This window comes from Paenibacillus sp. FSL H7-0357 (assembly GCF_000758525.1).
Classification (GTDB): Bacteria; Bacillota; Bacilli; order Paenibacillales; family Paenibacillaceae; genus Paenibacillus_AQ.
The window spans coordinates 6,200,928-6,213,341 of record NZ_CP009241.1 but is presented as its reverse complement, the minus strand read 5'-3'; the positions used below and the strand labels follow the sequence as shown (position 1 = coordinate 6,213,341).

General features: G+C 48.6%; 9 protein-coding genes. 8 read left to right on the top strand and 1 reads right to left on the bottom strand.

The genetic code is table 11. The features are described from left to right. Positions 1-118 precede the first annotated feature (118 nt). From H70357_RS27440 to H70357_RS27425, 4 genes are all read left to right on the top strand, one after another. The gene (locus tag H70357_RS27440) at positions 119-1,132 is read left to right on the top strand and encodes an ABC transporter substrate-binding protein (RefSeq protein ID WP_038595955.1); all 1,014 of its coding nucleotides are present in this window, start codon (positions 119-121) and stop codon (positions 1,130-1,132) included. Then, on the top strand, positions 1,113-1,889 hold the full coding sequence (locus tag H70357_RS27435) for an ABC transporter ATP-binding protein (protein WP_038595953.1): 777 nt from the start codon (positions 1,113-1,115) through the stop codon (positions 1,887-1,889). The genes H70357_RS27440 and H70357_RS27435 overlap by 20 nt, the downstream gene beginning before the upstream one ends. Then, a complete protein-coding gene (locus tag H70357_RS27430) occupies positions 1,883-2,635 on the top strand; it encodes an ABC transporter permease (RefSeq protein WP_038595950.1) in 753 nt (250 codons plus the stop codon). The genes H70357_RS27435 and H70357_RS27430 overlap by 7 nt, the downstream gene beginning before the upstream one ends. A gap of 172 nt (positions 2,636-2,807) precedes the next feature. After that, positions 2,808-5,180, top strand: a complete 2,373-nt coding sequence (locus H70357_RS27425; protein ID WP_038595948.1) for a YcdB/YcdC domain-containing protein — start codon at positions 2,808-2,810, stop codon at positions 5,178-5,180. 218 nt (positions 5,181-5,398) lie between these two features. Here H70357_RS27425 and H70357_RS27420 read toward each other — a convergent pair whose 3' ends face one another. After that, positions 5,399-6,226 carry a TerC family protein gene (locus H70357_RS27420; RefSeq protein WP_038595945.1) on the bottom strand — a complete coding sequence of 276 codons (828 nt, stop codon included), beginning with the start codon at positions 6,224-6,226 and terminating at the stop codon, positions 5,399-5,401. A gap of 666 nt (positions 6,227-6,892) precedes the next feature. Between H70357_RS27420 and nifB the strand changes: the two genes are divergently transcribed. The 4 genes from nifB (at position 6,893) to nifK (ending at position 12,283) form a co-directional block, all read left to right on the top strand. After that, the gene (nifB, locus tag H70357_RS27415; protein ID WP_038595943.1) at positions 6,893-8,260 is read left to right on the top strand and encodes a nitrogenase cofactor biosynthesis protein NifB; all 1,368 of its coding nucleotides are present in this window, start codon (positions 6,893-6,895) and stop codon (positions 8,258-8,260) included. A 6-nt stretch (positions 8,261-8,266) separates the two neighbouring features. Next, positions 8,267-9,133 (top strand): nitrogenase iron protein, encoded by an 867-nt coding sequence (gene nifH, locus H70357_RS27410; protein ID WP_038595941.1) that lies wholly within the window; start codon positions 8,267-8,269, stop codon positions 9,131-9,133. Positions 9,134-9,269: 136 nt separating this feature from the next. Further along, a complete protein-coding gene (gene nifD / locus H70357_RS27405) occupies positions 9,270-10,727 on the top strand; it encodes a nitrogenase molybdenum-iron protein alpha chain (RefSeq protein ID WP_038595939.1) in 1,458 nt (485 codons plus the stop codon). Then, on the top strand, positions 10,724-12,283 hold the full coding sequence (gene nifK / locus H70357_RS27400; protein ID WP_038595936.1) for a nitrogenase molybdenum-iron protein subunit beta: 1,560 nt from the start codon (positions 10,724-10,726) through the stop codon (positions 12,281-12,283). Before nifD ends, nifK begins: the two co-directional genes overlap by 4 nt. Positions 12,284-12,414 lie beyond the last annotated feature (131 nt).

Sequence of the window (12,414 nt, the reverse complement as noted above, 5' to 3'; positions counted from 1 at the left end):
GTGTAAAATTGCAATTACTTAATGCTTCATGGGGGAGCATGACGGTTTTTGCATGCCTATATGTGAATTAATGCGCATGGCAAGAGTACTAGAAAAAGAGATGGAGGCTACGAGATTCATGGAAAGAAAAAACTGGAAACAAGTAATGATGCTGTTTATGCTGGTCGCTGCGGTCAGTATGGTTGCCGCTGGCTGCGGAACTTCAAGCAATAATACTGTGTCGAAAAATACAGGAGCCGCTGCAGGGGAAGCAAAGGCGAACACGAATACACCGGCTGAAGCGGTTACGGTGTCGCTTGGTCTGCTGCCTTCAATTGATGCCATTCCTTTCATCATTGCCCACGAGCAAGGTTTCGACAAGAAACATAACGTCAATTTGGATATCCAGACCTTTAAGAGTGCCAAGGACCGTGATGTGGCCTTCCAAGCCGGCAAGGTGGACGGGTTGAGCGCTGATCTGGTGGCGATTTCCATCTACAACGAGGCCGGTCTGGACGTGAAGATTACCAGTACAACAACAGGTGAGTTTGATCTGCTGACCGGGAATGACGAGATCCAGGAAGTGAAGGATCTGAAGGGCAAAACGGTCATTCTATCCAAGAATACCTCTACCCAATATACCGTAGCTATGATGCTGAAACAGGCAGGTCTGAAGGAAGAGGATATTACAGTAACCGAGGTTCCGCAAATTCCGACGCGGCTGGAGCTGCTCAAGAATAAAAAAGCCGATGCGGCTGTTCTGCCTGAGCCATTCGTCACCATGGGCAAAACCTCCGGACTGCGCGTACTCAGCTCTACGGTATCGGCAGGCGTGAATCCGTTCGTGCTGGCGTTTCCGCAAAGTGCGATCGAAGCCAAGGGACAAGCCATCCGTGATATGTACACGGCCTATGATGAGGCAGTGGAATATATGAAATCCCACGACCAATCGGAATATATTGATCTTATTATCAAAGAAGTAGGCTATCCAGATACACTGAAGGATGAAATTAAAGTCCCTGAGTACCTGCCTGCCTATCAGGTGGATGTGAAGGAAGTTGAGGCGGCATTTGCCTGGGCACGGGAAAAAGGCCTGCTGACCAAAGATATATCGGCTGAAGAAGTGATCTCCGATGTCCAGTTTAAGAAGTAGCGGACTCCGCATTAAAGAGCTTCAAGTTGAATATAAAAACGGACAACTGGCTCTGGGACAAGTCAATCTGGACTTGCCGCAGCATGGCATTTATACGATAATCGGCCCCTCGGGCAGCGGTAAATCTACACTGCTGCGGGCGATTGCCGGTTTGCTGCCGGGTTATCAGGGCGAGCTGCTGTTCAACGGGAAATCCGTGCATGACAAAGAAACACTGATTGGCCTTGTTCCGCAGAACTACGGTCTGCTGCCCTGGAAGACCGTTCATGACAACATTCGAATTGCGATGAAGATTACCAGGCCTGCGGGCGGCAGCAAGCAAGAACGGGAAACGCAGATTCATCAATGGCTGACATCGATGGGGATTTCCGAGTTGAGTGACCGTTATCCGCTTTCGCTGAGCGGCGGCCAGCAGCAGAGGGTAGCGATTGCCCGGGCATTTGCCATTCTGCCGACGATCCTGCTGCTGGACGAGCCTTTTTCAGCGCTCGATGTCATTACGCGCGAAGCGCTGCAGCAGATTTTCCTGGACAATTGGCTGGCTCACCCGGCTACGACACTGTTTGTGACCCATGATGTGGAAGAAGCGATTCTGCTGGGCCAGAAAATTATCGTCATGCCATCGGTCAAACAGCACACCCCGGAAATTCTCGACAATACCGCAGTGTTCGGCATGAAGCATGAGGACAAGCGGGACAGTAATGAGTTTTTCGAGCAGACCAAGCAAATCAGAAAGGTAATGCAGGAGAAATGGTGAAAAAACAGCGGCTTCATCACGTATTGCGTTTGTTGTTAGTATTCCTGTGTATGAATATCATCTGGTATATCGCCTATCTGCTGATGAATCATTCCATCCTGCCCAGCCCCGGCTCCGTGTATAACGCGATGTTTCATTTGGGGGCCAGGGAGGTTCTGCTGAATGTCGGCTATAGTCTGCTGCGGATCTTTGAAGGTGTTGCACTGGCGCTGGTGATTGGTCTGCTGATCGGCCTGCTGATGGGCCGCTCACCGGTCTGGAACAGGCTGCTTGATCCGGTCGTGTACCTGACCTATCCCATTCCCAAGATTGCTTTGCTGCCTGTGGTGATGCTGTTCTTCGGTCTTGGCGAAACCTCCAAAGTGCTGATGATTATGCTGATTCTGCTCTTTCAGGTCATCATCTCCGTGCGCGACGGAGTCAAGGCGATTCCTGACAGCACCTACGATGTGCTAACCAGCATCGGTGCAAGTGCGGGGCAGAAGTTCTGGAATGTGACGCTGCCGGGCGCATTGTCGGTTATACTCAGCACGATCCGGATTTCACTAGGGACTGCGATTTCCGTGCTGTTCTTCACTGAGATTTACGGGACGGAGCATGGCATGGGCTTTTTCATTATGGATGCCTGGCTGCGGCTGGATTATCCGGAGATGTACGCGGGCATTATGCTGTTCAGCCTGGTCGGATTTGTGCTCTTCCTGTTGGTGGATGTACTGGATTATAAGTTTATGAAGTGGCGGAATTAAACTTAATTTGAGATATAACTATAGCTTTCCTTAGTCGAGTTTAGGCAAAGGGGAGCTTTTTTTAGCTTGCATCACATAAATGTCGTAATTTCCTGTCGTTAAATAATTATGGAAAATGAAAGGGAATATCTGGTATAATAATGAATCACGTGTTAGAGGAGGATGAATTCTTTTGAAAAGCAATAGTGCTCTTTTTGTTCATCAAACAGCTAAAACGGTATTAATCGCTTCAGTGGCACTCGCATTGTTGTTACCCCCAGACTTGGCTGCAGCCGAGACCATATCTGATAGTAGCGAGACTGTGGTAACGCAGGGTAGTACGCAATCAGCGACTCCTACTTCGACTACGGCTTCTGAAGCCGATGCAACAAAGGCTAAATTTACACAGGAGCAAGCCATTGCAAAGTTAAGAGAGCTATTTCCAGCCCTAAAAGATGCAACCGTAAACAATGTTCAACTGGGATCTAGCCAAAGCTATCCGGCTTCAACTAATCAAATGATCTGGAATATTCAATGGCAGATTCAAGAAGGGAATATCGGGCATGGCTTCAGCAGTGAGGTAGACGCCAATAATGGGGATATAATCAATACCTACCTCTCATTCTCGCAGGAGAAAAATGAATCCTATTATCCGCCGAAGATATCGAAGACTCAAGCATTGGAGATCGCAAAAGCTTTTGTGGTTAAAGCAGCCTCAGCCGTTAAGAGCAGTGATCTGAAATTAGAAGAGAATGCAGGCTATAATTATTACACAAACACATTATTCGGCCCTGTTCAATATGGATATAACTTCAGTATCTTGAAGAATGGTATTCCTTCTGGATCGGATAGTATTAACATAATTGTAGATGGCAACGGAAATGTAACGCAATTCTCTAAGTCTTCGCAAGGGCTTGAGTATCCGTCTGCAGTGCCGAAGATTACCTTGGAACAAGCACAAAAGCAATTTGCGGAACAATTTGATGTGGGTCTTTTTTACACTCCTATTTATAAGAACGGAAAGCCTAACAACTGGATTCTAAGCTGGCGTCCAATTGAACAGACTCTATATCCTATCGATGCATTGACGGGCAAGCGGATAGATTATGAAGGTAAAGAATGGGTATCCAATAAAGTTGCGTATTCAGAAGTGGTGAAGAGTAAGGATGTTTTTCAGGCAAGAAGTTCTAATACAGAGCTTTCTGCAAAAGAAGCGGCACAGCTTGTGGAAAAGCTTGCTTATATTCCAGCAGATCGAAAATTGATCTCGCAAACCTTGAGAAATGACTTTCAGGATACGAATCGGAAGATCTGGCAGTTATACTGGGGTGGTGGTAGTGGAAATGAAGGGTTCATTGGTGCTGGCTATCCAGAACAATCCTCTGCAGAGATAGATGCAAAGACTGGTGAAATATTGCAGTACCAGATTCAAGCCTATGGTATTCAAGGAACTAAGAAAGAAGAACCAGCTCCAGCTGGAGGGAAGAAGCTTAGTGAGGCTGAAGCCAAGGTGAAAGCGCTTAGTTTAATTAATAGTCTATACCCTCAGGCGAGCCAGAAGCTAAAGCTTGTAGAATACGGAGATAATTTGAGTAAGACTTCAGACGGATCAGGATACAGATACCAGTTTATTAGATATCATCAAGGGATTCCTGTGAGTGACAGTACCATTACGTTAAGCTTGGATCTTTACGGCAGACTGGTTTCTTACATGGGGAATCGGATAAACGGTATCGATGAAATCACATTAGAGCCTGAAGCTACAATTTCCAAGAAGGAAGCGCTCGAAAGTTATAAACTTAAATATCAAACAAAGCTGAAGTATACTCAGGTTGGTGGATACAATACTTATAATACCTATGTCACACCAAAGGTGAAGCTGGTATATGATACAGTCATCGATGAATCTAATGGTTTCTATCAAGTTCTAGATGCGACCACTGGAAAGTGGGGTGCGGTCTATGAATACCTCGGACAGCAAGATATTCAACTATCTGCAACGGATATTAAAGGCCACGCAGCAGAGCAAGAATTATCAGAATTAGTAAGCCGCCATGTCATTACTCCGGATGCTGACGGTAAAGTGAACCCGGATCAAGAAATAACTGTAGGTGATTGGTTAACCTATCTTGCCAAAGCTTCTAATCCGAATTTCAGCAATTTTTATAGTAATAATGAGCGAAAACCAGTGGCAGGCGTGAAGCCTGAGAATCCATATTATGATGCTGTAAATTATTCAGCTGATCGTAAGTGGATCAGCAAGGATGAAGTCCTGCAAGTAGAGGGTAAATTAACCCGGGAACAGCTTGCTGTTCTGCTGGCTAATTTTTTGAAATACAACAAACTCACAGCTTATCTTGATAAAGACGTGACTGTAAGCCAGTTCAGTGATAGCTCAGCTATAAACAATAAGGGAGCTGTAGCACTTGTTGTAAAATTGGGACTCTTAAAAGATGACAACGGTAAGTTTAATCCACAGCAGACGGTAACGAAAGCAGCGGCTGCTTCGGTGATTATGAAGCTAGTGGAACTGCAAGGAAAGACCGATCAGATCATAGGTCAATAAGTGTTAAAAAGACAGCCAGGCAATGACTCTCCGCATATTTTTGATGCCGAATCTTGCTGGAATCCGTGGAATAGTTGTATTCTCTACACGAGATCTCCATCCAGCTCGGTTTTATTGATTAATAGCAAAAACGTGGATAAATGACAATAACCCGAAAGATGAACACCTGTTCAGAAGGTGTATCTTTCGGGTTATTGTTTGTGGCTGTATTTTAAAGCTTATTTACCCAGTTGTTTATCCACTTCTTTAACCGGATTTTCTCCAACGTTCTCTTCCACTTTGTGGCTGCTCATGAACCATCCTATAACGGCAATGAGAACCAGCACTACATAGAAGGTCGCTTTCCACCAGGTGCTGTGGGCGAAGTCTTCGGACAGAACACCCAGCGACGGGTGAGCCAGGGTAATTACTGCAAGCTTAACCCCTACCCAGCCGACGATGAAGAAGGCAGCAACTTCAAGGCCCGGACGGGAATGCAGCAATTTAACAAAGTAGGATGCCGCGAAACGCATAATGATCAGTCCGATAAATCCGCCAGCGAAGATGACGAGGAACTGTCCGCCGTCAAGGCCGCCGATGTGGCCCAGTCCGCTCGGTGGAAGTGCTACCGCAAGGGCAACCGCTGCGAGGATGGAATCGACGGCAAAAGCGATGTCAGCAACTTCAACCTTTAATACTGTAAACCAAAAGCCGCTTTTCTTCTTATCGACAGCAGCCGATGAGCCGCTCTCAGCAGCTTCGTCAGTGACCGGCTTCTTGAACAGCACTTTTCGGAAAATATGATTCCCCGCGATAAACAATAAGTAGAGTGCGCCGATGGCTTGTACCTGCCAGATATCGACGAGATACGAGATGACAAAAAGTGAACCAAACCGGAAGACAAACGCCCCTGCCAATCCATAAAAGAGGGCTTTTTTACGTTCCTCATCGGGAAGGTGTTTTACCATAATTGCCAGGACAAGTGCGTTGTCTGCGGCGAGTAGTCCTTCCAGTGCTACAAGAACGAGCAATACCCAGCCATACTCCAATAATAATCCCCAATCCATTGCTGTTTCCCCCTCATTTGGATGAACATATTAAAAATAACCCTGCAATACCAATAGTCTAACCAAATTTATATAAAAAAGACCTTTACCAAACAGATTAGCCTTTGGAATAAAGGTAACCTGATTGGTAAAGGTCTCGCTAACAATAGTTCATTGCCAATAAAGCCGGAGAATATCCTCATATTCTCGTATTGACGACTTTATTTAACAGCTACTCCCCTTTACGGGATATATTAAATTTTATTGGTTGCAGGATTGATCTAAAAGTATCATATATGACCGGAAGACTAATGTCAATGCTTCCTGAAATTAATTCTCAATGAAAAATGACCGTGATGGAAACGGAAACATGATACATAAATGTTATGTAAGTTTACATGTGTTATGACGAAACTGCAAACTTAAGGAAAAATAAGGCTATTTTAGCTTAAACATAATTGACGGTGTGGAGGTTTGAAAATATTATGAGATTAATCAAAGCGGTTGAGTGAGTTTGGAGTTATGAAATATAACATACTAATTCCAATCATGCTTAAAGTCTTCTAAGTGTAAAGAATTCAGGATGTTAAGCTCCGTAAAACAAAGCATATGCTTCCGAAGCGAGTTTTACTGCGCAGAGGTTTCAGGTAGCAGATGCTCCGTAAAACTTTCAGGAGGTGGGAAATAATGCAGCCGTCGTCGTGTATACCAAATGAAGCAGAGGAGGAGATTAGCCGCCACCCTTGCTACAGCGAGGAAGCCCACCGGTTTTATGCCAGAATGCACATCCCGGTTGCTCCCGCCTGCAACATCCAGTGCAATTACTGCAACCGTAAGTTCGACTGTGTGAATGAGAGCAGGCCGGGCGTGGTCAGTGAGGTGCTGACGCCGGAGCAGGCGGAACGCAAGGTAAAAGGGGTTGCAGCGCAGCTTATGCAGCTCTCGGTGGTTGGTGTAGCCGGACCTGGAGATCCGCTGGCGAATCCGGAGCAGACCTTCGATACGTTTGCCCGGGTCAAAAGACATGTGCCGGATGTGTCCTTATGTCTTAGCACGAACGGACTTACACTTTACCGGCATGTGGATGAGATTATCGAGCTGGGTATCCGCCATGTCACGATCACCATCAACGCCATTGATCCGGATATCGGCCGCGAAATCTATCCTTGGGTATTCGATGAGGGAGTGCGGTACGAAGGGAGAGAAGCGGCGGAGCTGCTGATCAGCCGCCAGCTTCAAGGTCTTGAAATGCTGGCGAAGCTCGGAATTCTGGTTAAGGTCAACTCCATTATGATTCCGGGGGTCAATGATCATCATCTGCCTGCAGTGTCCAAAAGAGTAAAAGAGCTCGGGGCCACACTGCATAATGTAACTCCGCTGATTATCGCGCCGGGCAGCCAGTATGAAGCGGACGGACGCAAAGCACCCCGTCCCAAGGAATTGCACAATCTGCAGGAGCTGCTTGGACGTGACGGCATGAAGGTTATGCGCCACTGCCGGCAATGCCGGGCCGATGCCATTGGACTGCTGGGCCAGGACCGCAACCAGGATTTCCCGCTGGAGGCGATGGAGGACGATCCGGCAATCAATGAAGCAGCCAGGGCGCAGTTCCAACATGATCTGGATGCCAAAATCCGCGAGCGCGTCAAAGTGAGGCGAGAAAGACACATGCAGGAGAATGCTCCCAAGATTAGAGTCGCCGTAGCTACTAGAGGCGGAGACAAGGTCAATCAGCATTTTGGGCACGCGACCGAATTCCTGGTGTACGATACCGACGGAGCGGAGGTACAACTGCTCGGTGTCCGTAAGATCCAGGCGTACTGCCACGGCAAAGCAGATTGCAACGGCGATAAAGCCGCCACGCTGCAGGAAATCATCTCCATTCTTAGTGACTGCCGCATTCTTCTCTGCTCCGGTATCGGCGAAGGCCCCCGGGTCAGCCTGAACAAAGCCGGAGTATTGCCTCTCGTCCGCAAAGGTGGAATACAGGAAGCTATTCTCGAAAGCGTCAAGTACAGCTCTTATTTTGAAAATATAAACATTTCGAAGGGATGATGAAAAATGAGACAAATCGCTTTCTATGGTAAAGGCGGTATCGGTAAATCGACAACTTCACAAAACACCCTCGCTCAGCTGGCTACAAAATTCGGACAAAGAATTATGATCGTAGGCTGCGACCCCAAAGCTGACTCCACACGTCTCATCCTGAATACCAAAGCTCAACAAACCGTGCTTCATCTGGCGGCTGAGCTTGGCTCCGTAGAGGATCTGGAACTGGATGATGTACTGCAAACCGGCTTCGGCGACATCATTAACGTAGAATGCGGCGGACCTGAACCGGGCGTAGGCTGCGCGGGACGCGGGATCATCACGGCAATCAACTTCCTGGAGCAGGAAGGCGCTTATTCCGATCTGGATTTCGTATCCTATGACGTACTGGGCGACGTTGTTTGCGGCGGCTTCGCAATGCCGATCCGCGAGAACAAGGCGCAGGAGATTTACATCGTCTGTTCCGGGGAGATGATGGCGATGTACGCTGCCAACAACATCGCACGCGGTATCCTGAAATATGCCACCAGCGGCGGTGTAAGATTGGGCGGTCTGATCTGCAACAGCCGCAACACGGACCGTGAAGACGAGCTCATTATGGAGCTTGCCCGCCGCCTGAATACACAAATGATTCACTTTGTGCCGCGCGACAATGTGGTTCAGCATGCTGAGCTGCGCAGAATGACCGTTGCCCAATATAATCCGGAGCATGCTCAAGCCAAGGAATATGAAATCCTTGCGGAGAAGATTCTGAACAATAAAATGCTGACGATTCCGACCCCAATTACGATGGAAGAGCTGGAGGAACTGCTGATGGAATTCGGCATCATCGAAGACGAGGAAGCAGCCATCCAGAAGCTCCAGGCTTCCGGACAATAAGCGGCAGGCGGGAGTTTACGCGAAATCCGGTGAACGGGAGTGGAGAGACGGCTGATTCACCGGAATCGCTCATTGTGGCACGAGAAGCCACGCAGGCGGCTTAGGCTTCCTGCACCACGAAAAGGAGGGTCAGCAAATGGGACTGGATATCGAGGCGAATAAAAAACTGGTTGAAGAAGTGCTGGAAGCCTACCCCAAAAAAGCGAAGAAAGACCGTGAAAAGCATTTTCAGATCAATACGGAAGAAGCAAAAACCTGCGGCACATGTGCGCTGAAGTCCAATATTAAATCCCGTCCCGGCGTCATGACGCCGCGCGGATGCTCCTATGCAGGGTCTAAAGGTGTGGTATGGGGACCGATCAAGGATATGGTTCATATCAGCCATGGCCCTATCGGATGCGGCCAATACAGCTGGGGGACCCGCCGCAACTATGCCAACGGGACGCTTGGGATCGACAATTTTACCGCCATGCAGATTACAAGCGATTTCCAGGAGACAGACATCGTCTTCGGCGGAGATAAGAAGCTTGAAGTGATTATGCGTGAGATTACCGAGATGTTCCCGCTCGCCAAAGGGATTTCTGTTCAATCTGAGTGTCCGGTCGGTCTGATCGGCGATGATATTGAAGCAGTATCCAAAAAAATGGCCAAAGAGCTGGAGATGCCGATCGTTCCGGTGCGCTGCGAAGGGTTCCGGGGTGTGAGCCAGTCCCTGGGCCATCATATTGCCAACGATGCAATCCGTGACTTCGTGCTCGGCAAAGCTGAACTGGCTGAAACCGGCCCTTATGATGTCAATATTATCGGCGATTATAATATCGGCGGTGATGCCTGGGCTTCCCGTATCCTGCTGGAAGAAATGGGTCTTCGCGTCATTGCCCAGTGGTCCGGCGACGGTACCTTGAATGAGCTGGAAATTGCCCATAAGGCGAAGCTGAACCTGATTCACTGCCACCGCTCCATGAACTACATGGTTGAGCATATGGAGAAGGCCTACGGTATTCCTTGGATGGAATACAACTTCTTTGGCCCTTCCAAAACGTATGAGAGCCTGCGCGCCATCGCCGCTTTGTTTGACGAGACGATCCAGGAGAATTGCGAGAAGATGATCGCAAAGCATAAACCGGAAATGGATGCCATTATTCATAAATTCAGACCGCGGCTGGAAAATAAAAAAGTGCTCCTGATGATCGGCGGTTTGCGGTCCCGCCATACGATCGGCGCTTATGAGGATCTCGGCATGGACATCGTGGCTTCCGGCTATGAATTTGCCCATAAAGATGATTACGAGAAGACCTTTCCGATGATGAAGGAAGGCACGATCATCATGGATGATCCAACGGCGTATGAACTGGAAGAGCTCGCACAGAAAATGAATGTTGACCTTGTGGGCTCGGGGGTTAAGGAGAAATATGTATACCACAAGATGGGGGTTCCGTTCCGCCAAATGCACTCCTGGGATTACAGCGGTCCGTATCATGGCTTCGACGGCTTCAAGATTTTTGCCAAAGACATGGATATGACCGTGAACAGCCCGGTGTGGAATCTGATTAGCAAGAAGGAAAAAGTCCAGGCAGAGGGGGCGAGCATATGAGCAAAGACAGACTGGAGATTCCGGATTATAACTCGTTGTTCTCGGAAGACCGCTTCGTGCAGCAGCGGGAGAATAAAAGGCAGTTCGAAGCGCCCTGCAGCGAGCAGGAAACGGCTGAAGCACTCGCTTACTCTCAATCTGCGGAGTATTTGGAGAAGAACTTTAACCGTAAAGCGGTTGTCATCAATCCGCATAAAGCCTGCCAGCCGCTTGGCTCGATCATGGCCGCGCTCGGTTTCGAGAAGACCTTGCCCTTCGTGCACGGTTCGCAGGGTTGCAATTCTTATTTCCGCAGCCATCTAAGCCGTCATTTCAAAGAGCCTACCCCTGCTGTTTCTTCTTCCATGACCGAGGACGCGGCTGTATTTGGCGGCATGAGCAATCTGATTGACGGGCTGGAGAACAGTATTGCCCTCTACAAACCGGAGATGGTTGCGCTTTGTACGACCTGTATGGCCGAGGTTATCGGCGACGACCTGTCCTCCTTCATCGGCAACGCCCGTCAAAAGGGTGTGATTTCAGAAGACTTCCCGGTTGCTTTCTGCAACACGCCAAGCTTTGTCGGATCACACATCACCGGGTATGATTCGATGCTGAAAGGAATCCTCAGCTATCTGTATGACCGTTCAGGCATTCAGGCTGCTCCGGGAAGCGGCGAAGAAACGGGGGAGAAGCTGAATGTTATGCTTGGCTTTGAGCCATACACCGGAAACTTTGCGGAAATCCGTAAAATTCTGAATGCCTTTGATACCAAATATACTTTCCTTGGCGATCACAGCGGCAACTATGACTCTCCGGCTACGGGAGAATACGAATATTATTACGGTGGAACGAAGCTTGATGATGTGCCTCTGGCCGCTAACGCGCTCGCTACGCTGTCGCTGCAGAAATACACGCTCAAAAAGACACAGGATTATATCGGCGGAACCTGGAAGCAGCTGATCGCTGCGATGTCCACACCGCTCGGCATTACAGGAACCGACAAGCTGCTGGATACCATCAGTGAGCTGACGGGTCTTCCAGTTCCTGCATCGCTTACTGAAGAACGCGGCCGGGTAGTAGATGCCCTTATGGACAGCCACCCTTACATTCACGGCAAGCGGGTGGCACTGGTCGGTGATCCCGACCTGCTCATCGGACTCATCGGGTTCTGTCTGGAAACCGGTATGGAGCCTGTGCATATCGTCTGCTCGAATGGGGATGTGGACTTCAATGATGTGAAATTCAAGGAGGAAGCCGAGGCGCTGCTGGCCTCCAGTCCGTACGGCTCGGAAGCCGCCGTTTATATCGGCAAAGACCTGTGGCATATGCGTTCACTGCTGCTGAACGATCCGGTGGATCTGGCGATCGGCAGCTCGCATCTGAAGTTCGCAGCCAAGGATGCGAATGTGCCGCTGATCCGGGTGGGGTTCCCGATCTTTGACCGTCATCACATGCACCGTTATCCGGTTCTTGGATACCAAGGTGCACTGAATTTGCTCAGTCTGATCGTTAATACTGTTCTGGATGAGCTTGACCGCAACCATTCCGGGTTCAACTTTGATCTGGTACGGTAAGAGAAAACACATGAATTTCTATGAATTATAAAATAGTTAAGTTCCCGGCGTTCTCGTTTTCCCCGGATATTCGCTCTCCTGTTTCATAGATGCAGGATTGCCTGTAGTAAGCATCCACCTTTAACGAAGGA

What these genes read in the sequence shown, in the direction of transcription:
- H70357_RS27440 (WP_038595955.1), top strand. Translation starts at nt 119, where the DNA reads ATGGAAAGAAAAAACTGGAAACAAGTAATGATGCTGTTTATGCTGGTC.
- H70357_RS27435 (WP_038595953.1), top strand. Translation starts at nt 1,113, where the DNA reads ATGTCCAGTTTAAGAAGTAGCGGACTCCGCATTAAAGAGCTTCAAGTT.
- H70357_RS27430 (WP_038595950.1), top strand. Translation starts at nt 1,883, where the DNA reads ATGGTGAAAAAACAGCGGCTTCATCACGTATTGCGTTTGTTGTTAGTA.
- H70357_RS27420 (WP_038595945.1), bottom strand. Translation starts at nt 6,226, where the DNA reads ATGGATTGGGGATTATTATTGGAGTATGGCTGGGTATTGCTCGTTCTT.
- nifB (WP_038595943.1), top strand. Translation starts at nt 6,893, where the DNA reads ATGCAGCCGTCGTCGTGTATACCAAATGAAGCAGAGGAGGAGATTAGC.
- nifH (WP_038595941.1), top strand. Translation starts at nt 8,267, where the DNA reads ATGAGACAAATCGCTTTCTATGGTAAAGGCGGTATCGGTAAATCGACA.
- nifD (WP_038595939.1), top strand. Translation starts at nt 9,270, where the DNA reads ATGGGACTGGATATCGAGGCGAATAAAAAACTGGTTGAAGAAGTGCTG.
- nifK (WP_038595936.1), top strand. Translation starts at nt 10,724, where the DNA reads ATGAGCAAAGACAGACTGGAGATTCCGGATTATAACTCGTTGTTCTCG.